Origin of the sequence: Ralstonia pickettii, assembly GCF_030582395.1 — a bacterium.
GTDB lineage: Bacteria > Pseudomonadota > Gammaproteobacteria > Burkholderiales > Burkholderiaceae > Ralstonia > Ralstonia pickettii_D.
Map to the genome: position 1 here is coordinate 2,386,014 of NZ_CP104381.1, position 22,611 is coordinate 2,408,624.

A 22,611-nucleotide genomic window follows, 5' to 3' on the forward strand; every position below is an offset into this window, starting at 1 on the left:
TTTAGCGGCTACAGAGTCGAGAAAAACGGTTGCCTGCGATGGATCTTTCAGACGCATCGCCATGCGCTCAAAACACAGCGTGATGATGCGTCTGACAGTTTCCCTGCCTGGTTCGCCATGGCCATTAATTCCTTGAACCGATAAGCATTGCTTGGTGCGGGATATGCCGTGTGGGCGAGCGCGTCTTCCAGCGCATAGCGTGCGACGCAAGTCGTGGGCTCCCTGCGCCGGTGATGTACCCGAAATGCGGCTTCCGCTGCCACTCTGAACCTCACTTGGGTTCAGGATGCGGGTCTAGCGGCCAAGGTGGGGACCCAACAAAAGGCGGTAGTGCACATGTGCGCTGCCGCCTTTTTCTTTGCCTATCGTGAATGCGCTCGACGTTGCCGTGCCGCCAATGGCGAGGGGGCGGCCGTGTTGCTATGCTGCGCACACCGTCACTTTTCCGCTTCTGCGCACCTCGCGCGCGAACCCCGCACGATGGCCACCCAATACTGGTTGATGAAGTCCGAGCCCGATGAGGCCAGCATCGACACGCTGCACGACAAGGGCACCCTGCCCTGGACCGGCGTACGCAATTATCAGGCGCGCAACTTCATGCGCGACCGCATGCGCATTGGCGACGGTGTGCTGTTCTACCACTCGTCCTGCCCGCAGCCGGGCATCGCTGGGCTGGCGGAAGTCTGCTCGACCAGCTATCCAGATCCCACCCAATTCGACGCCAAAAGTCATTACCACGATCCAGCATCAAAGCCGGAAACGCCGCGCTGGATGCTCGTCGACGTGAAGTTCGTGCGCAAGTGCGCGCTGATCGATCTGCCGACGTTGCGTGCCCACGAACAACTCGCCGACATGACGGTGTTGCAACGCGGCAACCGACTGTCGATCACGCCGGTCACCGCGGCGCAGTGGCGTTACATCACAACGAAATTGATGCGCGATCCTGAGTGAATGCCGGTTCGGGGCGGGAAATTGTTACAAACGTGATGAACGATGCGCGCAGCAGCCAGTCAGACGCATCACATTGCTTTTTTGGGAGAACACAATGAAATCTGTCCTGGCCGCAACCATTTTGGGGACTGCAATGATGACGACTGCTTTCGCACAGGCCGCTCCTGAGACGAATCATTCGGGCGTGCTTTCGCTGGATGCTCAAGCCGTGGCTGAAGTGCCGACCGATACCGTCACGCTCACGCTGAGCGCCGAGCAGGAAGGGGCAGACCCGGGCGCGATCTCGACGACGCTATCGCGCAAGGCCGACGAGGTCATCAACCAGGCAAAGCGGACGTCAGGCGTGCAAGCGGAAACGGGCGGCTTCAATATCTATCCGAACACCGATCGCAACGGCAAGATTAGCGTGTGGCGCGGTCGTGCCGAAGTGCGCATCACGTCGAAGGACTTCGCGGCGGCGTCCAAGCTGGCAGGCCAGCTGGCCAATCAGATGCAGGTGCAGAACGTGAACTTCACGCTCTCGCGCGAGGCGCGCACGGCGGCCGAAGCCAAGCTCATCGATCAGGCTGTGAGTTCGTTCCGCGACAAGGCACTCACGACCACCAAACTGTTCGGCTATACGAGCTACACGATCCGCGACGTGCATGTGAGCGAGGGCAGCAACAACCCGGGCCCGCGCCCGATGATGCGCATGGCAGCCGCTCCGGCATCGTACGATTCGGCGCCGGTGCCTATCGAGGGCGGCAAGGCGCAGGTCACGGTGACGGTTTCCGGCGCCGTGCAGATGCTGAAATAAGCAGCGAACCGTTCCATGAAAAAAGCCACCGACGTTCGGTGGCTTTTGCTTTGCTCGGTTGCTGCGTCAGGCGTGCGCCTGGTTTTTTGCACCGTTGCCTGCGCGTCGATACGACCAGACCAGCATGGCGATGCCGATCAGGATCATTGGCAGCGACAGCCACTGGCCCATCGACAGGTTCGCCGCGAGCAGGCCGAGAAAGTTGTCCGGCTCACGCGCAAATTCTGCGGCGAAGCGGAACACGCCGTAGCCAAGCAGGAATGCGCCCGACACCGCACCCATCGGCCGCGGCTTGCGCGCATACAGCCACAGCAGGATGAAGAACAGCACACCCTCGCCGAGGAACTGGTAGATCTGCGAGGGGTGGCGCGGCAGCATGTGGTACTGGTCAAAAACGGCCTGCAGGCCGCTGGTGACGGCCTCTTGTGCATGCGAAAGGAGCCACTCACGGTCTTCGCCCTGTGCTTGCGGGAACATCATCGCCCACGGCAGGTTGGGCGACGACACGCGGCCCCATAGCTCGCCGTTGATGAAGTTGCCGAGGCGCCCTGCTGCGAGGCCGCACGGCACCATCGGCGCGATGAAATCGGTCACCTGCATCCACGAGCGGCCGCGCATGCGCGCATACAGCATCATCGCCACGACCACACCGAGGAAGCCGCCGTGGAAGGCCATGCCGCCTTCCCAGACCTTGAAGATGTCGAGCGGGTGGGCGAAATACCAATCCGGCTTGTAGAACAGCACGTAGCCAAGGCGCCCGCCGAGAATCACGCCGAGCACGCCGTAGAAAAGCATGTCGTCAAGGTCGCGGCCGGTCCAGCCTTCGGCCGCGATATGCGGCTGGCGCGTGCGCAGGCGGCCGAACCACAGGAACATGATGAACGCCGCCAGATACATCAGGCCGTACCAGCGGATGGCGAGCGGCCCCAGATGCAGGGCGACGGGATCGAATTGCGGATGGATGAGCATGAATCCTGTGGGTTTCAGGTTTGGTTGTGTTCTTGCAGCTTGGCGACGGCTTCGGCGCTGGCCACGAACCACGGCAGCACCGGCGAAGCCGCATCGCGCCGCCACACCAGTCCGGTCTCGATGATCGGGCTTGGCGCGGCAAGTTCGAGATAGACCACGCCGGTACGCTGCAGGTTGCATAGCGATGCCGGCACCAGCGCGACGCCCATCTCGGCGGAGACAAGGCTGACGATGGTCTGCATCTGGATGGCTTCCTGGCCGATGCGCGTGGCAGCCCCCGGTTCCCCGGGCCGACCGCCGTGCGCGGCATGATAGCCGGTAATGATGTCATACAGCGCAGGCGCGGACCGGCGCGGGAAGATGATCAGCGGTTCGGCCGCTGCATCTGCCAGCGCAATCGGCTGGCCCGGCGCCACGCCCCATTGCGCCGCACGCGACGCGGGCACCGCCAGCACGAGGCGCTCGCGCACCAGCGGACGGTATTCCAGCTCGCCCGGGACGGAGCCGGCATGATGCGCAATCACGACGCCGGCATCCACATCTCCCGCCAGGAGCGCTTCGATTTGGACATCGCTGGTGGCCTCGCGCAGCAGAAGCTGCACATCGGGGCGCGCATCGCGAAAGTGCCGCAGCAAGGCGGGCAGGATGCCGTAATCGGCGGTGCTGACGAACGACAGCGACAGCGAGCCCACCTCCCCGCGCGCGAGCCGTTGCGCGAGCGCCGGCAGCGCGTTTGCCTCAGCTAGCACACGCCGCACTTCGCCGAGCCAGCGGGCGCCGACGGCCGTCAGCGCCACGGAACGCTGCGTGCGATGGAACAGCGTGACGCCCAGTTCGTCTTCCAACGCGCGAATCTGCTGCGACAGCGGCGGCTGCGTCATTGAAAGCCGCTCGGCCGCGCGCCCGAAATGCAATTCCTCGGCAACGGTTACGAAGTAGCGAAGCTGGCGCAGATCCATATCGGCAACTGATACGTTTTACGACTCAATAATCGCTCAATAATATATTTGACGCGCCATTTCTCCAAGCGCATGCTGGGCGCCAAGCTGTTGACTACAACGATAGTGCCGACCCCACGGAGACCCCCATGCCAGACAACAAGCGTTCGCAACACATCACCCAGGGCGTGGCGCGCTCGCCCAATCGCTCGATGTACTACGCGCTGGGCTACACGAAAGACGACTTCAACAATCCGATGATTGGCGTGGCCAACGGCCATTCGACCATCACACCGTGCAATTCGGGGCTGCAGAAGCTGGCCGATGCCGCCGTGGCTGCAATAAAGGACGCCCGCGCGAATCCGCAGATCTTCGGTACGCCCACCATTTCCGACGGCATGTCGATGGGCACGGAGGGCATGAAGTTCTCGCTGATCTCGCGCGAAGTGATTGCTGACTGCATCGAGACCTGCGTCAACGGCCAATGGATGGACGGTGTGGTCGTCATCGGCGGCTGCGACAAGAACATGCCGGGCGGCATGATCGCCCTGGCGCGGACCAATGTGCCGGGCATCTATGTGTACGGCGGCACCATCAAGCCGGGGCACTGGAAGGGCAAAGATTTGACGATCGTCTCGTCGTTCGAGGCCGTGGGCGAATTCACCGCCGGCCGTATGAGCGAAGAAGACTTCGAGGGCATCGAGAAAAACGCCTGCCCCTCGAGCGGTTCGTGCGGTGGCATGTACACGGCCAACACGATGAGTTCCTCGTTTGAAGCGCTGGGCATGTCGTTGCTGTATTCATCGACGATGGCCAATCCCGATCAGGAGAAGGTCGACAGCGCCGCCGAATCCGCGCGCGTGCTGGTTGATGCCGTGCGCCGCGACCTGAAGCCGCGCGACATCATCACGCGCAAGTCCATCGAGAACGCCGTGGCCGTGATCATGGCCACCGGCGGCTCCACCAACGCCGTGCTGCACTACCTGGCCATCGCCCACGCGGCAGAAGTGGAATGGACCATCGATGACTTCGAGCGGGTCCGCCAACGCGTGCCCGTCATCTGCAACCTCAAGCCGTCGGGCCAGTATGTGGCCACCGACCTGCACGAGGCCGGCGGCATCCCGCAGGTGATGAAGCTGCTGCTCAATGCCGGCCTGCTGCATGGGGATTGCATCACCATCACCGGCAAGACGCTGGCTGAAGAACTCGCGCACGTCCCTGACCAACCGCGCGCCGATCAGAACGTGATCCTGCCGATCGACAAGGCGCTCTACCAGGAAGGCCACCTCGCCATCCTGAAAGGCAACCTGGCCGAGGAAGGCGCCGTGGCGAAGATCACCGGCCTGAAGAACCCGGTCATCACCGGCCCGGCGCGCGTGTTCGAGGACGAGCAAAGTGCGATGAGCGCGATCCTGGGCGACCAGATCAAGGCTGGCGACATCCTCGTACTGCGCTATCTCGGGCCGAAGGGCGGCCCCGGCATGCCGGAGATGCTGGCCCCGACCTCGGCCATCATCGGCAAGGGCCTGGGCGAGTCAGTGGGCTTCATTACCGACGGACGCTTCTCGGGCGGTACGTGGGGCATGGTGGTCGGCCACGTCGCACCGGAAGCCTACGTGGGAGGCACGATTGGATTGGTGCACGAAGGGGATTCGATCACCATCGACGCGCACCAGCGGCTGCTGCAGTTGAACGTGCCGGACGACGAGCTTGCCCGCCGCCGCGCCGCGTGGAAGCAACCGGCGCCGCGCTATACGCGTGGCGTGCTGGCGAAGTTTGCAAAACTGGCGGCAACGGCCAGCAAGGGCGCGGTAACGGATTGACTCGCTGGCGACACCCACAAAAAAAACCCGCCACACGGCGGGTTTTTCTTGATCCGATCAGCGTTGCGGCGGTTTCTGCTGCGCGGCGAGCGCATCGTCCAGTGCCGCGCCCAGCCAGTCCATCAGGCGGGCCTCCAGCGTGCGGGTCAATTCCGCTGCGAGCTGTTCACTCAGCAACGACAGGCGCGATTCCATGGCTGCGCGGCATTGCGCTTCGATCAACGCTGGCCATTCGGATTGGAAACGCCACATCACGTCGCCCATCACGCGGGCAGCGTCAGTGCCGGCAGGCGGCATGGCTGAAGTTGGCGCAAGGCCTTGCTCGCGCAGGGTGGGCGGGACGGCAACGTCGGGGGCTCCAGCGGGCACGTGCTGCGCCGCAGCGGGCGCCGCCACGGGTGCTGCGCCCTCCAGATCGACAATCTCCGTCAGAACCGGGATGTTGTTGTCCGCCGGGGACCCTGGATAGCGTCCGTCGGTCATGCGCGCCCCACGTCGTGGTGTTGGATCGGATACCCGCGATCGCGGTAGAAACGGAAGCGATCGCGCGCAGCGGCGCGATCGGCATCGTCATCGCCCACGATTTCGATCAACCGGCTGAAGCGCGCGAACAGCGCCGGCGGCTCAGGCGAGAGGTTGACCAGGATGTCGTGATGCGGGGCGTCGTCCAGAGGCTCGGTTGCATCAGCCAGCAGGATCGGCGTCTGCGCAGCTAGGGAATGCCGCAGACCGCAGTGCGGCAGGAAATCGAGCGGACTGAACGTCCACAACTGCGTGTCGAACGCTTCCAGCGCAACCTGATCTCCGACCACGATCACCTTCTGGCCCGCGCCGTAGGCCTTGCGCACGAGCCGGCATGCGTACGCCAGCTTGCCGGGCACATTGCTGTGGAAATCGACGCGGGTCATACGGTGCAGTGCCTCCGGCCCGTCAACCGCGGTCCATCAGAAAACGCGTCAGCAGCGGCACCGGGCGGCCCGTGGCGCCCTTGGCCGCGCCGCTCTTCCAGGCCGTGCCGGCGATGTCGAGGTGGGCCCAGTCGTACTTTTCAGTAAAGCGCGCGAGGAAGCAGGCGGCCGTCACGCTGCCGGCAGGGCGACCGCCGATGTTGCCCATGTCGGCAAAGTTGGACTTGAGCTGTTCCTGGTACTCCTCGTCCAGCGGCATGCGCCACGCGGTGTCGAGCGACTGCTTGCCCGCCGCCACCAGTGCATCGGCCAGCGCATCGCTGCGGGCATACATGCCGGTGTTGATGTGGCCCAGCGCGATGATGCAGGCGCCCGTGAGCGTTGCCACGTCGATCACAACGGCCGGCTTGAAGCGCTCCACGTAGGTGAGCGCATCGCACAGGATCAGGCGGCCTTCAGCGTCGGTGTTCAGGATCTCGATGGTCTGGCCCGACATGCTGGTCACCACGTCGCCCGGCTTGGTGGCGATGCCGCTGGGCATGTTTTCGCAGGTCGGCACCACGGCGATGACGTTCTGCTTGAGGCCCATCTCGGCCACGGCGCGCAGCGTGCCCAGCACGGAGGCGGCGCCGCACATGTCGTACTTCATCTCGTCCATGCCTTCGCCCGGCTTGAGCGAGATGCCGCCCGTGTCGAATGTGATGCCCTTGCCGACCAGCACCACCGGGGCCTGCTTGGCGGGACCGCCTTCATAGCGCAGCACGATGAACTGCGGCGGCTCTTCGCTGCCCTTGGTCACGGCCAGGAATGCGCCCATCTTAAGCGCCTCGATCTGCTTGCGGCCGAGCACTTCGACCTTGAGCTTGAAGTCCTTGGCAATCTGGCGTGCGGTGTTGGCCAGGTAGGTCGGCGTGCAGATGTTGGACGGCAGGTTGCCCAAGTCACGCGTCAGATCCATGCCGTTGGCGATGGCAGTGCCGCGGGTGGCGGCCAGGCTTGCGGCCTTGGCGTCGGCAGCCGGCACCGACAGCACCAGCTTGCGCAGGCCGTTGCCGCTCTTGTCCCGCTTGCTCTTGAGTTCCGGATGGCGCTCGATAAAGCGGTAGCTGGCTTCGCGGATGAGCGTGACTGCGGTCAGCACGGCCCAGGCGGTGTCCTTGTCGCGCGCGGTGTGCTCGGTGAGCGTCCACGTCACGCTGGCGGCCTTGGTGCTGGCCAGCGCGCGCAGTGCGGTGCGGACGGCTTCAGCATAGGCGCGGTCGGTGAAGTCGGCTTCCTTGCCCAGACCGACCAGCAGCACGCGGGCGGCGCCCACGCCAGCCACTTCGTGCAGCAGCAGCGATGTGCCGCGCTTGCCTTCAAAGTCGCCCAGTTTGACGAGGCGGGCAACCAGGCCCTTGGTAGCTACGTCGAGCGCCTTTGCGGCGCCGGCCAGGGTCTGCGACTCGAACAGACCGATCACGAGGCAATCGCTCTTGGCGGCCAGGGCGCCGGCTTTGGCCCAGTCCAGGGCTTTTGTGCTAAATTCCATCGCGCTTCTCTCTATGAGGCGAGTCAACGAAAGCCCATATTATCCGCGATTTTGCGCAGGGGCTCCGGTGGAACGCACACTGGTCATGACCTCGCCCTCCCATCCCGCATCCGCATGATTTTCGAACAAGCCCTGCGACGCGAGCTGTCCTTCACCGCCGGCGCCGTCTTTCTCGTGCTGCTGACGTTCATGCTGACCACCCTGGTGATCCGCATTCTCGGCATGGCCGCCAACGGCGAAGCGAACCCGAACGACGTCCTGCTCCTCATCGGCCTGGCAACGCTGGGCTACCTGGCGATCCTGCTGTGCGCCACGCTGTTCATCTCGGTGTTGCTGGTGCTGACGCGCTGGTACAAGGATTCCGAAATGGTGGTGTGGTTCACCTCGGGCATCAGCCTGACGGATTTCATCCGCCCGGTGCTGCGCTTCTCGCTGCCGTTCATCTTGCTGGTAGCGCTGCTGGCGCTGTTCGGCTGGCCGTGGGCCAACCAGCAGAGTGCCCTGTTCCGAGACCGCTTCGAGCAGCGCGATGTGCTGTCGATGATCTCCGCCGGCCGCTTCATCGAGCCGGCGCACGGCAACTACGTGCTCTTCATCGAGGGCGTCGATGGCGGCATGAAGCACGCCCGCAACCTGTTCGTCGCCAATGCCGAGCAGGACAAGATCGGCGTCGCGATGGCCAAGACCGGCGAATTCAAGACCATGCCCAATGGCGATCGCTTTATCGTGCTCGACAAGGGCCGCCGCTATGAAGGCACACCCGGCAAGCTCGACTACCGCATCGTCGAGTTCGATAAATACGGCGTGAAGGTTGCCAACAAGCCGCCGCAGGCTGACGCCAACCTGCCGACCAAGAGCCGCTCCACAAAGGATCTGCTCGCCGACCCGACGCCCGAAAACCTTGGTGAACTGGTCTGGCGGATAGGCCTGCCGCTGCTGGCGCTGAACTTCGTGCTGATCGCCATTCCGCTGGCCTACGTCAACCCGCGCCTCGGCCGCTACACACCGATGATTTTCGCGGTGCTGATTTACCTCACGTATTCGAACCTGCTGAACCTGTCGCAGGCTTGGGTCTCGCAGGGCAAGATGACCGTGCTCATGGCGTGGTGGCCGATCCACTTGGTTGCGTTCATCTGCGCGATGCTGCTGTTCCGCTTCCGCCACTACAGCGCGGCTGGCCTGAAGGGTATTTCTGCCCTGCTTGGCTTCGCACCCAAGAAGGCAGGTGCGCGATGAAGATGCCGGTCTATGAGAAGTACTTTGCGCGTCAGATCTACGGCGTGTTTGTCTTCATCCTGTTTGCGGTGCTGGCGCTGTTCATCTTCTTCGACATGCTGGGCGAGCTGGGCTCGGTGGTCGGGCGCTACACCACGCTCGTCGCGTTCTTCCACGTGATGCTGCAGGCGCCGACGCGCGTGTACGAAGTAATTCCGGTCGCGGCGCTCATCAGCGCCATCTATGTGTTCTCGCAAATGGCAAGCCAATCGGAGTTCACGATATTTCGCGTGGCGGGGCTCGATACGCGCCGTGCGCTGCTGTCGTTGTTCAAGATTGCGCTGCCGCTGGCCCTTGTTACGTACATCTTCGGTGAATTCATCGGGCCGAAAGCAGAAGAGTACGCACAGAAGGTGCGGCTGGAAGCTTTGGGCGCAACCGTGTCGGCCGGGTTCCGCTCGGGCGTGTGGGTGAAGGATCGCGGCCCCGCCAAGGCGGACGGCACGGGCGGGGAAGTCACCCGCTTCGTCAATGTGGGCGCCCTGCAGCCGGATCAGTCCATCAAAGGCCTGCGCATCTATGAATTCGACTCGGACTACCGCCTGAGTTCGATTCGCGTGGCCGAACAGGCGCGCTACCAAGGCCACCAGAACTGGCAACTGAACGACGTGACCGAGACGCGCTTCATTGAATTCCCGCGCAAGCCGGGCACGGTCGCCCCGCAAGACTCAGTGCAGGCCGTGCCGGGCGCGCCCGATGCGCTGGCGCCCGACTTCCGCGGCGAGCAGACCAAGATGCCGCACCAGGAGATGCGCTCCGAACTGACGCCGCAGATCCTGTCGGTGCTGATGGTCACACCCGACCGCATGGCCACGCTGGACCTCTTCCAGTACATCCGCCACCTGCGCGACAACAAGCAGGACACGCAGCGCTACGAGATTGCGCTGTGGAAGAAGGTGGTCTATCCGTTCACCGTGCTGGTGATGATGGCGCTGGCCCTGCCCTTTGCGTACCTGCATGCACGCGCCGGGGCGGTCGGCCTGAAGGTGTTCGGCGGCATCATGCTGGGGTTGTCGTTCCAACTGGTCAACAACCTGTTCTCGCACGTCGGCCTGCTCAACACCTGGCCCGCCATCTTTACGGCCATCGTGCCGGGCGCGCTGTATCTGGCACTGGCGCTGGTCAGCCTGCGCTGGGTGGAGCGTCACTGATGGCTGCCCGCGCTCTGATCCTGTTTGCGCACGGCGCGCGCGATGCCCGCTGGCGTGAGCCGTTCGATCGCCTGCGCGATCGGTTGGCGGCGCAGCAGCCCGACGTCGACACGCGTCTCGCCTTTCTTGAACTGATGACGCCCGACCTGCCGGGCACCATCGAAGACATGGCCGCAAACGGCACGCAAAGCATCACCATCGTGCCCGTGTTCTTCGGCCAGGGCGGCCACCTGCGGCGCGATCTGCCAGCGCTGGTCGCGCAATGCACGCAGGCGCATCCCGCGCTCTCCATCCGCTGCGCCGACGCCGTTGGCGAAGACGACGCCGTGCTTGACGCCATCGCCGGCTACTGCGTCCGCCAACTCGGCTAGAGCAAGTCGTCCTGCTCCGATTGAGCTACGCGTGCGAAGCGCGCATGCACGTTGTTTTCGACGTGAAAGCCGTGCGTGTCGAACTCCGCCAGCTCCAGTGTCAGCCCAAGATAGCGGCGCGCAAACACGTCGGCCAGATGGGCGCGCATGGCGTCGAACATCGCCGCACAGATCGGCCCGGTCACATTCTTCGGCCGACCAGCCTTGATCCTGAAGGTCACGTGGATGAAGGCGTCATCCCCGCCGCCGTCGGCCATGCGGTATTGGTCCAGACGCAGCGCGCGCGTGCGGATGCCAGCGGTGGGAAACACCTCGGCGTGGCGGATCAGCACATCGTTGAGCGTGCGCATCAGCTCGGGGATGCGCGCATCGGCTTCGACATTGGCGGTGTATTCGATGATGACGTGCGGCATCGCAGGCGCCTGAAGAGAAGGTTAGGTGATTAACGCACCACCGCGGCTTCAGTGGACAGCGCCGATTCGAGCGCATCCACCACCCGCCCCAACCGGCCAAGCGACGGCCCCCGTTGCACGCACACATCCCAGAGTGCGGGCGCAGCTGCCAGCTTGTGCGCGGAGAGCGCGCCCTCTGCAAGCTGCGCGCCAATGAGCCGCAACGGCGCGAAGCCGAGCCCGAAACCCTCCGCCACCAACGCATGCTGCAACGGCACCGATTGCACCTCGGCAGCCACGTTGGGCGTCAGCCGGTGAGCCTCGTAGCGCCCGAGCAACCACGCGCGCATCTCGCACCCGGCCGGATTCAGTACCCAGGCTTCGTCACGGACCTGCGCCATCGACACGGCGGCCGGCAGCTTGCGCGAGGGTGCGGCAATCAGGCTGACCGGCTCCGTGCCGATCACGCGGATACCGCCGTCCGAGCGATGGCCGGCAACACCCGATGGCGCCAGCCACAGCGCTGCATCCAGCTCGGCGCGGTGGAGACGCTCACGCAGGACACCGCCCCACTCACAGCTCAAACGAAACGACACCGCGGGATAGCGCTCCCGCAGGCCCGACAGCACCCGCGCGAAGCGCACGTCGCCCACGGCGTGGCTGACCCCCACACGCAGGGCGCCTTCCGGTTCGCCCGAGGTGCGCACGCTGCCGCGCAACGCTTCGAATTCACCGACGATGGTGCGGCACCGGGCAAGCACCGCCTCGCCCTCGGCCGTCAGGCGGAATGGCTTGACGCGGCGGTCGAACAGCACGGTATCCAGCGCGCGTTCGAGCCGCTGAATCTGCTTGGTCACGGCCGGCTGCGTGAGCGGCAGGCGCTCCGCTACGCGAGCGATCGAGCCCGTCTGCGCCAACAGCACAAAGGTACGCATTTCCTCGAGCATTTCGACATTCCTCTTCGTTATGTTTTTTCTGACCAAATTGAATTGGATTCATCTTATGACATGCGCCAAAGTCGTGCCAGACGCGCGTCATGCGCGGACCCAAAGACTTCAGCGAAGAGGAACCCATGAAAGCCCTGGCTCTGACCGACGGTTACGGCATCGATGCCCTGCACCCCATCGAACGTGATGACCCGACGCCTGCACCCGACGAGATCATCGTTCGGACGCGCGCCGCATCGCTCAACTACCGCGATCTCGAGATCGTCTGCGGCACATTCTTCACGCGCTTTCCGTTGCCGCTGATTCCGCTCTCGGACGGGGTTGGCGAGGTCCTGGCGGTGGGCGAACGTGTCACGCGCGTGCGCCCCGGGGACCGCGTGGCGGGTACGTTCTGGCAACGTTGGGATGCCGGCGACTTCCGGAACGCCGACACGCGCCGCATGCTCGGCGGCCCCATCGACGGCTGGCTGGCCGACACTGTGCGGCTCGACGCGGGTGGCGCGGTGGTCGTCCCGGCGCACTTGAGCGACGCGGAGGCAGCCACACTGCCCTGCGCGGGGGTCACCGCCTGGCATTGCCTGATCGAAGCGGGCAACCTGCAGCCCGGAGAAACCGTGCTTGTGCAGGGCACGGGCGGCGTGTCGATGTTCGCCGTGCAATTCGCACGGATGGCCGGCGCGCGGCCCATCGTTCTATCCAGCAGCGACGCCAAGTTGGAGCGCGTCCAGGCCCTGGGCGTGCCCGAGTCGGACACGATCAACTATCGATCCACGCCGGAATGGCATGAGGCCGTCCTGGCACGTACGGAAGGCCGGGGCGTCGATCACGTCATCGAAGTGGGCGGCGGCACGCTGCAGCGCTCGCTGAAAGCGTTGCGGATTGGGGGACAGATTCACCTCGTCGGCTACCTCGCCGGGCGCGAGGGCAGCGTCACGCCATTGGAGATCTTTGCGCGCAAGGCGGTGATCCGGCCAGCATCGGTGGGGCCACGCGCGTCATTCGAAGCGATGAACCGCCCGCTGGCGTTGCACGGCCTGCACCCGATCGTCGATCAGGTGCTGCCGTGGCATGACGCGCCCGAAGCGTTCGGGATACTGCAGGCCGGGAAGGTGTTCGGGAAGATTGCGCTGACGTTCTGAGGCCGGCTGAACGTCTCAGGCAGCCAGGATATGCGGCTCGCCCGCGAGGATTTCTGAAGCCGCAGCCGAAGCACGCACGGCAAAGGCGTCGCCGATCATCAGCAGACTCGGATGCTCGGGATTGATCCACTGCGCGGCGGCGCCATCGGCCATCTGCTGCAGCGTGAAGCACGCCGAGCGCTGCTCTGGCGTGGTGGCCGCCTCAACGACCCAGGCGGGCGTCGACGGAGCGCGGCCACGGGCGATCAGGTCAGCTGCGATGGTGGCAGCCTGATCACGCCCCATGTAGTAAACGAGCGAGTCGGCCTGCGCAACGGGGCCCGCCACGGCGCCTTCGGGTTGCGGCGAGTCCGGATCGGTCGCCTTGGCTTGCGTTACAAACGCGACGCTGCGAGCGACGCCGCGCTTGGTCAACGGTTGGCGAATGGCGGAGGCCGCTGCCAGCGCGGCCGTGATGCCCGGAACGATTTCGTAGTCGATGCCGGCTTGCTCGAGCGCTTGCAGTTCTTCATCGGCGCGGCCGAACAGCATTGGATCACCGCCCTTGAGGCGCACCACACGTTGGTACTTGGTGGCCAGATCGACGAGTTGCCGATTGATGAAGCGTTGCGCGGTCGAACGCTTGCCGCACCGCTTGCCGACCGGAATGAGCACGGCCTGCGGGCAGTACTGGAAGACCTCGGGCGAGACGAGGGCGTCGTGCAGCACGACCTCGGCTTCGCCCAACAACCGTGCGCCGCGCACCGTGATGAGGTCCGCAGCGCCGGGGCCTGCACCAATCAGGCTCACGTGGCCGAACGTCTTGCGGGTCTTCGCTTCCATTTGCAGCTTCCTTTGCCTTTTCCTGGCGGGGCGCATGTTACCGCGCCCCTTTCGGGTTAGGAAAACGCACGGATCATGCCAGCCGCCACCGTATGGTGCGTGGCTTCATCCACCAGGATGAACGCGCCGGTGGCCGGATTATCGCCATACGCATCGCAGACAATCGGCTTCTGCAGACTGATATTGACCGTACCGATGTCGTTGAGCGCGATCTGCTTGCGGCCGGTTTCGTGCGACAGCGTATGCACGTCGAGCACGCGCTCCACATCCGACACGCGTGCGAACACGGTGGCCGTGGTGTGCTTGAGCACGTATTTGCGGGCCGGGTTCAGCTCGTGTTCGTCGAACCAGCACAGGTCGGCGTGGAGCTTCTTGGCGGCGTTGGCGGCAGTCGTGGGAGCCGCGACGATGGTGTCGCCGCGCGAAATGTCCACATCGTCGGCCAGACGCACGGTGATGGTCTCGCCGGGGCCGGCGGAATCGGCTGCGCCATTGGGCGTCAGCACTTCGGCCACGGTGGTTTCGCGGTTGGCAGGCAGCACGCGCACGGCCTGGCCGACGCGCACGGTGCCGGCTTCCACGCGGCCCATGTAGCCGCGGAAATCATCGGCTTGCGAGCCATCCTGACGTGCCACAAGCTGAACCGGGAAGCGCAGCGCATCGTCGCCGGTCGGGGCGGTGTCTTCCACCTTCAGGTCTTCGAGCAACGCCAGCAGGGGCTCGCCCTGATACCAAGGCATGGCTTCGGAGGCATGCACGATGTTGTCGCCGCGCAGCGCCGACACCGGTACGTAGCGCACGTCGTGCAAGCCCAGTTGTGTAGCCAGCGCATCGTAAGCGGTGCGGATTTCGTTGAAGCGCGCTTCGCTGTAGTCGACCAGGTCCATCTTGTTGATGGCCACGATCACGTGTTGCAGCTCCAGCAGCTTCACGATGGCCGAATGGCGCTTGGTCTGCGCCAGCAGCTCGGTCTTGCCGCCGACGGTCGTCACGCGCGTTGCGTCGATCAGGATGATGGCGGCGTGCGCCGTCGAGGCGCCCGTCACCATGTTGCGCGTGTACTGCTCGTGGCCCGGCGTGTCTGCAATGATGAACTTGCGGCGGGCGGTCGAGAAATAGCGGTACGCCACGTCGATCGTGATGCCCTGCTCACGCTCGGCTTCCAGGCCGTCGGTCAGCAGAGAGAAATCGATCTGCTCACCGGCGGTACGCTTGTTCTTGGCGTTGGCGAGCGCCTGCAGCTGGTCGGTCAGCACGGCCTTGCTGTCGTACAGCAGGCGGCCGATCAGCGTGCTCTTGCCGTCGTCGACGGAACCGGCGGTGATGAAGCGCAGCAGGCCCTGGTGCGATGCTTGATTTGTCATGATCAGAAATACCCTTCCTTCTTGCGCTTTTCCATCGAGGCTTCGCTCGTCTGGTCGTCCATGCGCGTGGCGCCGCGTTCGGTGATTTCAGTCACGGCCGTCTCGGCAATGATCTCGGCCGGCGTGGCGGCCGTGCTCGCCACGGGGCACGTGCAACTGATGTCGCCCACGGTGCGGAAGCGCACTGACAGGACTTCGCTCACGTCGCCATCTGCCTTGGGCGTGATCGGCGTAACCGGCACCAGCAGGCCGTTCTTGCGCACGACTTCACGCTGATGCGCGTAGTAGATCGGCGGCAGCCCGAGGTTCTCGCGGGCGATGTACTGCCACACGTCGAGTTCCGTCCAGTTGGAGATCGGGAACACACGCATCTGCTCGCCCTGCGCCATGCGGGCGTTGTACAGGCTCCAGAGTTCCGGGCGCTGCGCCTTCGGATCCCACTGGCCGAATTCGTCGCGGAACGAGAAGATGCGTTCCTTCGCACGGGCCTTCTCTTCGTCGCGACGGGCGCCACCCATCAGGGCATCGAAACCGTTCGCTTCGATCGTTTCCAGCAGCGTGACAGCCTGTGCGGCGTTACGCGAATCCGTTTCCTTGCGCAGGCGCACGGTGCCGCGCTTGATGGAGTCTTCCACGTGGCCCACCACCAGGCGCGCGCCGAGTTCAGCAACGCGCTGATCGCGAAACTGGATTACTTCCGGGTAGTTGTGCCCCGTATCGATGTGCACCAGCGGGAACGGCAGTTCGATCTTGCGGTCACCCAGACGGAAGGCCTTGAGCGCCAGATGCAGCATGACGATCGAATCCTTGCCGCCGGAAAACAGCAGCGCCGGATTGCGGCACTCGGCCACCACTTCACGAATGATGTAGATCGACTCGGCTTCGAGCCAGTCGAGGTGTTCGTTCTGCACCGGCGTCAGAGCCGTGCCCGGGATCTCGCTCATCACTCCCATGATTCTTCCTTCGCTTTCGCTCAATTCTGTTGCGACGGGTGCGTCGCCGAACTTGTCACCGCATTTGCCGCGTGCAGACCGCATTCCTTGCTGTCGCGCGATTCCCACCACCAGCGGCCGGCGCGCACATCCTCGCCGGCGCGCACCGCGCGCGTGCAAGGCTCGCAGCCGATGCTGGGATAGCCCTTGTCGTGCAGCGCGTTGGTGGGCACGTTGTGCTGCTCGAGGTACGCCCAGACTTCGGCCTCGGACCAGTCGAACAGCGGGTTGTACTTGGCGATGCCGCGGGCCTCGTCATCTTCGGCAAACGGCAGGTCGGCACGCGTGACGGCCTGCTCGCGGCGCTGGCCCGTAAGCCACGCGTCCGCGTCTTTCAACGCGCGATTCAGCGGCACCACCTTGCGGATGTTGCAGCACGCCTTGCGCAGTTCGATGCTGTCGTAAAACGCGTTGAGGCCGTGGTCGCGCACATAGGCTTCCACTGCGCGCGCGTCCGGCGCGTACTGCTCGATGGCGTAACCGTAATGTGTGCGAACACGATCGAGCATCTCCAGCGTTTCGGCGTGCAGACGGCCCGTCTGCAACGTAAAGATCGGCAGGTGCGCGCGCACGGCCTCGGGGCTGCGCAGGATCGCATCGGTCACGACCATGTCTTCTGCAGCCAGGCTGGTGGCGAACTTCGCCACGCCGTGCTTGGCGGCGATCTCACCCAGGCGCTCGAACAGCGCGGCTTCCTTCGCCGCCAGGGCTTCGGCCGTGCCGGTGTAGGCCGGACGCGTCCAGAGCACCGGGCGACCGATTGCGGACACCGGCACTTCCGACACGCTCACGTCTTGCACGTCGCTCACGCGGCCTCCTGAACGGCACGCTCGCGGCGGAACAACGGACGCGGCTCGTCGACGGCGCCTTGGTAGCGCACGCTGATCTCGCCGAAGCCGTTCAGTGCATCGTCGATGTTCTTGTCTGCGCGCACGGCGTAGGCGTCAAAACCGCAACGGCGCATGAAGTCGAGCTGGTCGCGCAGCACGTCGCCGATGGCGCGCAGTTCACGGGTGAAGCCCAGGCGCTGGCGCAACAGGAACGCCGTGCTGTAGCCACGACCATCACGGAAGACCGGGAAGTCCACAGCCACCAGCGACAGGTTCGGCAGGTCAGCTTCCAGGGCGAACGGCTCGTCGTCCGGAGCCAGCCAGACGGCCAGCGTGCCGGCGCGAGCGCGGCCGAGAAGCGCGTCACGGTGGGCTTGCCAATAGGCCAGCGGCACGATGGCGTGCGCGGCGGCATCCACATCGGCTTGCGTCAGTTCGCCGCCTTCCGGCGCGCGCAGCACGGTCCATTCGTCAGCCACGATTTGCGGGGCACCGTTTTGCAGCTTGATGATCTTGCTCATGTTCGTTTCCCTCGGCATTCAGGCTTCTGCACGGGCGTAGACGCGTTCCTTGAACGGAGTCATGCCGATGCGGTGATAGGTGTCGATGAACAGCTCGTCTTCCGTGCGGTTTGCAACAAAGGTGTCGATGATGCGCTCGATCACGTCGGGCATTTCTTCGGCCTTGAACGACGGGCCGATGATCTTGCCGATCGCCGAATCGTTGCCCTGCGCGCCGCCCAGCGACACCTGGTACCACTCTTCGTCGTGCTTATCGACACCCAGGATGCCGATGTTGCCGACGTGGTGGTGACCGCACGAGTTGATGCAACCCGAGATGTTGAGCGACAGCTCGCCCAGGTCGTGCACGTAATCGAGATCGTCGAAGCGCGCCTGAATCGCCTGCGCGATGGGAATCGACTTGGCATTGGCCAGCGAGCAGAAATCGCCGCCCGGGCACGCAATGATGTCGGTCAGCAGGCCGATGTTGGCGGTGGCCATGCCGTGCTCCTTTGCCAACTGCCACAGCTCCAGCAGGTCGTGCTTCTTCACGTCCGGCAGGATCAGATTCTGCTCGTGCGCGACACGCACCTCGCCAAAGCCGAAGCGCTCCGACCAATCCGCCACCAGCGCCATCTGCTCGGCCGTGGCATCGCCCGGGGGCAGCGCCGCGCCCGGCTTGAGCGACAGCGTGACCGCGGCGTAGCCCGGCACGCGGTGCGGATGCACGTTGCGGCTGACCCAGCGTGCGAACGCCTTGTTCTCCAGCAGCGCCTTTTCATAGCCGGCATCGGTATCGGCCAGCTTTTCATACGCGGGCGGCGCGAAGAACTGCGCCACGCGGTCGAATTCGGCCTGCGTGATGGTCGAGGGGCCGTCCTTGATGTGCTGCCACTCTTCTTCCACCTGGCGCGCAAATTCTTCGGCGCCGATGGCCTTCACGAGAATCTTGATGCGCGCCTTGTACTTGTTGTCGCGGCGGCCGTAGCGGTTGTACACGCGCACGGCGGCCTCGATGTACGACAGCATGTGCTGCCACGGCAGGTCTTCCTTGATGATCGCGCCCAGGATCGGGGTCCGGCCCATGCCGCCGCCGGCGAGGATGCGCAGCAGCGTCTGGCCGTCCTTCTCATAGGCGTAGACGCCGATGTCATGCAGCTGCGTCACGGCGCGGTCTTGGCGCGAGGCCGACACAGCAATCTTGAACTTGCGCGGCAGGAACGCGAACTCCGGGATGAACGTCGACCATTGGCGCAGGATTTCCGCCAGCGGGCGCGCATCGATCACCTCATCCGGCGCCACACCGGCAAACTGGTCGGTTGTGATGTTGCGGATGCAGTTGCCCGAGGTCTGGATGGCGTGCATTTCGACCGAGGCCAGCTTGGCCAGGATGTCCGGCACCTGCTCCAGCTCGATCCAGTTGTACTGGATGTTCTGGCGCGTGCTGAAGTGGCCGTAGCCGCGGTCGTGCTCCGCCGCGATATGGCTGAGCATGCGCATCTGGTTGGCGCGCAGGTGGCCGTACGGAATCGCCACACGCAACATATAGGCGTGGCGCTGGTAGTACAGACCATTCTGCAGGCGCAGCGGCAGGAACTCTTCTTCGGTCAGTTCGCCCGCGATACGGCGGCGCACCTGGTCGCGGAACTGCGCAACGCGGTCGGCGACGAGGCGGTGATCGTAAGCGTCGTATTGGTACATGACTGTTCAGTCCAATCCGGCTGGGCCGGCGTGCGATTCAATTGGGGGAATGCGTTCGTTATGGCGCTGCTGTCGTCTCAACGACAACAGCGGCAATCAAGCGGCGCCGGCATGAATTCACGCATCACGACACCAGCTTGATGGCCGTGATCGTCAGCGTGGCGGCTAGCGCGCCGCGCACCAGACGTTCCGGCAGATTCTTGGACAGGCGCGCGCCCAGCCAGATACCCGGGATGGAGCCCACCAGCAGCGACGCAAGCAGGTTCCAGTCGATGGTGCCCAGGTACATATGGCCCAGGCCCGCCACGGCGGTCAGCGGCACGGCATAGGCGATGTCGGTGCCGGCCACTTCGGCGCTCTTCAATTCGGGATACAGGATCAGGATGAGCGTCGCACCCACGGCACCGGCACCGATGGACGACACCGTCACCAGCACGCCCAGCACCGCGCCAACGAGAACGGTGGCTGCGGCCAGCGCCGTGCCTTGCAGTCGATAGCGCGGGTTGCGAGCCAACCACCCCAGCACGCGCTGACGGAACAACAGCGAAATCACGGTCAGGATGACCGACACGCCAATCGTCAGGCGAATCACGTGCATCCATTCAGCGTCGAGGTTGCCGGCGCTCTTCAGCACGATCACGGTCACCAGCGCCGCCGGCAGGCTGCCCAGGCAGAGGCGCTTGACGATGTCCCAGCGGATATGACCGTGGCTGCGATGCGCGATCGTGCCCGCGCCCTTGGTCAGCGAAGCGAATGCCAGGTCCGTGCCCACCGCGGTCGCCGGCGAAAAGCCGAACATCAGCGTCAGCAGCGGCGTCATCAGCGAGCCGCCGCCAACGCCCGTCAGGCCGACCAGGAGGCCGACCAGCAGACCGGAAATCGTATAGGCAAGCGTCATGGCGCAGGGACAGTGAGGGCGTGTTATCACGAAGTTCGAGCATCGTAATGAACTGGCCTCATATCCCAAACCAATAAAAAATTGTTTGTTTATATGGTGTCGGTTATAAGTAGCGTTCAGTTCGCACCTGTTCTTCTTATTGACCGCGCAGCCATGAACCTCCACCAATTCCGCTTCGTGCGCGAAGCCGTGCGGCAGAAATTCAACCTGACAGAGGCCGCAAAAGCGCTCTATACATCACAACCGGGTGTCTCAAAAGCCATCATCGAGCTGGAAGAGGAACTGGGCGTCGATATCTTCACCCGTCACGGCAAGCGCATCCGGGGTCTCACAGAGCCGGGGCGGCGCATCCTCGCCTCCGTCGAGCGCGTGCTCGAAGAAGTTGAAACCCTCAAGCGTGTCGGCAAGGACTACGCCGCACAGGACCAGGGCAACTTCACCATCGCGACCACACACACGCAGGCGCGCTACGCGCTGCCCAAGGCCATCGCCGAGTTCACGCGCAAATATCCCAAGGTGCGCCTTTCCATTCAGCAGGGCACGCCCGCGCAGATCGCCGAGATGGTGCTGCACGACCAGGCCGACATCGCCATCGCCACCGAAGGCATGTCGCACGTGAAGGATCTGATCTCGATCCCGGGCTACCAGTGGCAGCATGTGGTGGTGACGCCGCCTGACCACCCGCTTCTGTCGCGCCAGCACCTGACGCTGGACGACCTGAAGGGTTATCCGATCATCACGTACGACCACCACTTTGCCGGCCGGCCCAAAATCGACCACGCGTTCGAACTGCGCCAGATCAAGCCCGATATCGTGCTCGAAGCCATCGACGCGGACGTCATCAAGACCTACGTGGAAGTGGGCCTGGGCGTGGGCATCGTGGCCGGCGTGGCATTTGACGCCGAGCGCGATCGCAACCTGCGCGCCATTCCGGCCGGCCACCTGTTCGGCACCAACGTCACGCACCTGGGCGTCAAACAAGGCGCGTACCTGCGCGGCTTCGTCTACACCTTCATCGAGCTGTTTGCGCCAACGCTGACGCGCAAGCTGGTCGAACAACTCATGTCGGGCGATCACGAAGCATACGAGCTGTGATTCGCCCGCATTCGCAATGCCTGAACTTCCCGGAGACTTCATGACGACCCGACGTCGCCTGCTGTGCGGCATGGCCCTCTTCGCCAGCGTTGCTGCACTTGCCCTGCCCACCCGCGCCGACATTCGCGTGGGCGTGGTCCTGTCGACCACCGGCCCCGCCGCCGCCATCGGCATTCCCAGCAAGAACACCGTGCAGATGTGGCCGGCGACCATCGGCGGTCAGCGCGCGCAGGTCATCGTGCTGGACGACGCCTCCGACCCGTCGATGGCGGTGCGCAACGTGCGCAAGCTGATCGCCGAAGACAAGGTGGACGTGATTGTTGGCCCGACGATCGTGCCGACGGCGCTGGCCTCGCTCGATGCCGTGGCCGAAGGGCAAACGCCGATGGTCACGCTGGCAGCATCTGCCTCCATCGTCGAACCGCAGGACGCCAAGCGCCGCTGGGCCTTCAAGATGCCGCAGAACGATTCGCAGATGGCCACACTCGTCACCCAGCACATGGCCGACAACGGCGTGCACACCGTCGGCTTCATCGGCTTTACGGATGCGTATGGCGAGAGCTGGTGGCGTGAATTCTCGAAGCTGGCCGACGTGCGCAAGTTGCGCGTGGTGGCCAACGAGCGATTTGCGCGCACGGATACCAGCGTGACGGGGCAGATTCTCAAACTGATGGCGGCCAAGCCCGACGCCATCCTGATTGCCGGGGCCGGCACCCCCGCCGCCCTGCCCCAACGCACGCTGGTGGAGCGCGGCTACAAGGGCCGCATTTACCAGACACACGGCATCGCCAGCACCGAATTCCTGAAGGTGGGCGGCAAGGATGTGGAAGGCACGCTCTTCCCGACCGGCCCCGTGGTCGTGGCGCGCGAGCTGCCGGCCAGCCACCCGGTGCGCAAGGTTGCAGTGGAATTTGCTGATCGCTATGAGGCCAAGTACGGCCCCAACACCGTCACGCAATTTGCGGGCGACGCATGGGGCGCGTGGCAGTTGCTCGACAACGCCGCGGCGCGGGCGCTCAAGACTGGCGACCAGCCAGGCACCCCCGCCTTCCGCGCCGCCCTGCGCGACGCGCTGGAAACGACGCGCGATCTGACCGTGCCCAACGGCGTGCTGAACCTGAATGCCCAGGATCACCAAGGCTTCGACCAACGTTCGCGCGTGATGGGCATCATCAAGAACGGCCGTTTCGCATACGCCGGCCCGCGCTAAGTCAACAC

General features: G+C 64.5%; 23 protein-coding genes and 1 other RNA gene. 10 read left to right on the plus strand and 14 right to left on the minus strand.

The window, feature by feature from the left end:
• The first annotated feature begins 97 nt into the window (after positions 1-97).
• The 3 genes from ssrS to N5B55_RS11555 all read left to right on the plus strand — a co-directional run bounded on the left by ssrS (position 98) and on the right by N5B55_RS11555 (position 1,747).
• Positions 98-317, plus strand: a non-coding RNA gene (gene ssrS / locus N5B55_RS11545) — 6S RNA.
• Between the two features lie 163 nt (positions 318-480).
• The gene (locus N5B55_RS11550; protein WP_304538245.1) at positions 481-951 is read left to right on the plus strand and encodes an EVE domain-containing protein; all 471 of its coding nucleotides are present in this window, start codon (positions 481-483) and stop codon (positions 949-951) included.
• A 94-nt stretch (positions 952-1,045) separates the two neighbouring features.
• Positions 1,046-1,747, plus strand: coding sequence for an SIMPL domain-containing protein (locus N5B55_RS11555; RefSeq protein WP_304538246.1), 702 nt, complete (start codon positions 1,046-1,048; stop codon positions 1,745-1,747).
• 66 nt (positions 1,748-1,813) lie between these two features.
• On the opposite strand, the gene lgt is transcribed toward N5B55_RS11555, so the two are convergent.
• Together lgt and N5B55_RS11565 are read right to left on the minus strand one after the other, a co-directional pair.
• Positions 1,814-2,716 (minus strand): prolipoprotein diacylglyceryl transferase, encoded by a 903-nt coding sequence (gene lgt, locus N5B55_RS11560; RefSeq protein ID WP_065859932.1) that lies wholly within the window; start codon positions 2,714-2,716, stop codon positions 1,814-1,816.
• Between the two features lie 14 nt (positions 2,717-2,730).
• Positions 2,731-3,675: a LysR substrate-binding domain-containing protein gene (locus tag N5B55_RS11565; RefSeq protein WP_154206691.1), complete on the minus strand. Its 945-nt coding sequence runs from the start codon at positions 3,673-3,675 to the stop codon at positions 2,731-2,733.
• 128 nt (positions 3,676-3,803) lie between these two features.
• Here N5B55_RS11565 and ilvD point away from each other — a divergent pair, with 128 nt between their 5' ends.
• Positions 3,804-5,477, plus strand: a complete 1,674-nt coding sequence (gene ilvD / locus N5B55_RS11570) for a dihydroxy-acid dehydratase (protein WP_065859934.1) — start codon at positions 3,804-3,806, stop codon at positions 5,475-5,477.
• A gap of 57 nt (positions 5,478-5,534) precedes the next feature.
• On the opposite strand, the gene N5B55_RS11575 is transcribed toward ilvD, so the two are convergent.
• Genes N5B55_RS11575 through N5B55_RS11585 form a run of 3 tightly spaced genes read right to left on the minus strand, consistent with a single transcriptional unit; the run spans position 5,535 to position 7,916 of the window.
• Positions 5,535-5,960 carry a DUF2486 family protein gene (locus N5B55_RS11575; protein WP_304538247.1) on the minus strand — a complete coding sequence of 142 codons (426 nt, stop codon included), beginning with the start codon at positions 5,958-5,960 and terminating at the stop codon, positions 5,535-5,537.
• Positions 5,957-6,385: a DNA polymerase III subunit chi gene (locus N5B55_RS11580; RefSeq protein ID WP_012762594.1), complete on the minus strand. Its 429-nt coding sequence runs from the start codon at positions 6,383-6,385 to the stop codon at positions 5,957-5,959. Before N5B55_RS11580 ends, N5B55_RS11575 begins: the two co-directional genes overlap by 4 nt.
• A gap of 22 nt (positions 6,386-6,407) precedes the next feature.
• Positions 6,408-7,916 (minus strand): leucyl aminopeptidase, encoded by a 1,509-nt coding sequence (locus N5B55_RS11585; protein WP_012762595.1) that lies wholly within the window; start codon positions 7,914-7,916, stop codon positions 6,408-6,410.
• A 114-nt stretch (positions 7,917-8,030) separates the two neighbouring features.
• Between N5B55_RS11585 and lptF the strand changes: the two genes are divergently transcribed.
• From lptF to N5B55_RS11600, 3 genes are read left to right on the plus strand one after another with little or no spacing between them, the layout of a single operon-like run.
• On the plus strand, positions 8,031-9,152 hold the full coding sequence (gene lptF / locus N5B55_RS11590) for an LPS export ABC transporter permease LptF (protein ID WP_065859936.1): 1,122 nt from the start codon (positions 8,031-8,033) through the stop codon (positions 9,150-9,152).
• Positions 9,149-10,342, plus strand: a complete 1,194-nt coding sequence (gene lptG, locus N5B55_RS11595) for an LPS export ABC transporter permease LptG (RefSeq protein WP_065859937.1) — start codon at positions 9,149-9,151, stop codon at positions 10,340-10,342. The genes lptF and lptG overlap by 4 nt, the downstream gene beginning before the upstream one ends.
• The gene (locus N5B55_RS11600; protein WP_304538248.1) at positions 10,342-10,713 is read left to right on the plus strand and encodes a sirohydrochlorin chelatase; all 372 of its coding nucleotides are present in this window, start codon (positions 10,342-10,344) and stop codon (positions 10,711-10,713) included. Before lptG ends, N5B55_RS11600 begins: the two co-directional genes overlap by 1 nt.
• Here N5B55_RS11600 and N5B55_RS11605 read toward each other — a convergent pair.
• Both N5B55_RS11605 and N5B55_RS11610 read right to left on the minus strand, forming a co-directional pair.
• Complete coding sequence (locus tag N5B55_RS11605) at positions 10,710-11,126, minus strand: 5-carboxymethyl-2-hydroxymuconate Delta-isomerase (protein ID WP_065859939.1); 417 nt, start codon at positions 11,124-11,126, stop codon at positions 10,710-10,712. The two genes, N5B55_RS11600 and N5B55_RS11605, sit on opposite strands and share 4 nt — an antisense overlap.
• Positions 11,127-11,155: 29 nt before the next feature.
• A complete protein-coding gene (locus N5B55_RS11610) occupies positions 11,156-12,052 on the minus strand; it encodes a LysR family transcriptional regulator (RefSeq protein WP_304538249.1) in 897 nt (298 codons plus the stop codon).
• Between the two features lie 125 nt (positions 12,053-12,177).
• Between N5B55_RS11610 and N5B55_RS11615 the strand changes: the two genes are divergently transcribed.
• Complete coding sequence (locus N5B55_RS11615) at positions 12,178-13,191, plus strand: zinc-dependent alcohol dehydrogenase family protein (RefSeq protein ID WP_304538250.1); 1,014 nt, start codon at positions 12,178-12,180, stop codon at positions 13,189-13,191.
• A 15-nt stretch (positions 13,192-13,206) separates the two neighbouring features.
• Here the strand turns inward: N5B55_RS11615 and cobA are convergent, their stop codons facing one another.
• The 7 genes from cobA to N5B55_RS11650 form a co-directional block, all read right to left on the minus strand.
• A complete protein-coding gene (cobA, locus tag N5B55_RS11620) occupies positions 13,207-14,013 on the minus strand; it encodes a uroporphyrinogen-III C-methyltransferase (RefSeq protein WP_178960545.1) in 807 nt (268 codons plus the stop codon).
• Between the two features lie 56 nt (positions 14,014-14,069).
• Positions 14,070-15,377, minus strand: a complete 1,308-nt coding sequence (locus N5B55_RS11625) for a sulfate adenylyltransferase subunit 1 (RefSeq protein ID WP_065859942.1) — start codon at positions 15,375-15,377, stop codon at positions 14,070-14,072.
• A 2-nt stretch (positions 15,378-15,379) separates the two neighbouring features.
• The gene (gene cysD, locus N5B55_RS11630; RefSeq protein WP_065859943.1) at positions 15,380-16,330 is read right to left on the minus strand and encodes a sulfate adenylyltransferase subunit CysD; all 951 of its coding nucleotides are present in this window, start codon (positions 16,328-16,330) and stop codon (positions 15,380-15,382) included.
• 20 nt (positions 16,331-16,350) lie between these two features.
• Complete coding sequence (locus N5B55_RS11635) at positions 16,351-17,178, minus strand: phosphoadenylyl-sulfate reductase (RefSeq protein WP_304538251.1); 828 nt, start codon at positions 17,176-17,178, stop codon at positions 16,351-16,353.
• The gene (locus tag N5B55_RS11640; RefSeq protein ID WP_012762603.1) at positions 17,175-17,720 is read right to left on the minus strand and encodes a DUF934 domain-containing protein; all 546 of its coding nucleotides are present in this window, start codon (positions 17,718-17,720) and stop codon (positions 17,175-17,177) included. Before N5B55_RS11640 ends, N5B55_RS11635 begins: the two co-directional genes overlap by 4 nt.
• Positions 17,721-17,738: 18 nt before the next feature.
• Positions 17,739-19,400, minus strand: a complete 1,662-nt coding sequence (locus N5B55_RS11645; RefSeq protein WP_304538252.1) for a nitrite/sulfite reductase — start codon at positions 19,398-19,400, stop codon at positions 17,739-17,741.
• Between the two features lie 124 nt (positions 19,401-19,524).
• Positions 19,525-20,298, minus strand: a complete 774-nt coding sequence (locus N5B55_RS11650; RefSeq protein WP_065859946.1) for a sulfite exporter TauE/SafE family protein — start codon at positions 20,296-20,298, stop codon at positions 19,525-19,527.
• 153 nt (positions 20,299-20,451) lie between these two features.
• Between N5B55_RS11650 and N5B55_RS11655 the strand changes: the two genes are divergently transcribed.
• A complete protein-coding gene (locus tag N5B55_RS11655) occupies positions 20,452-21,393 on the plus strand; it encodes a CysB family HTH-type transcriptional regulator (RefSeq protein ID WP_012762606.1) in 942 nt (313 codons plus the stop codon).
• Positions 21,394-21,433: 40 nt separating this feature from the next.
• A complete protein-coding gene (locus N5B55_RS11660; RefSeq protein ID WP_304538253.1) occupies positions 21,434-22,603 on the plus strand; it encodes an ABC transporter substrate-binding protein in 1,170 nt (389 codons plus the stop codon).
• Positions 22,604-22,611: the final 8 nt, after the last annotated feature.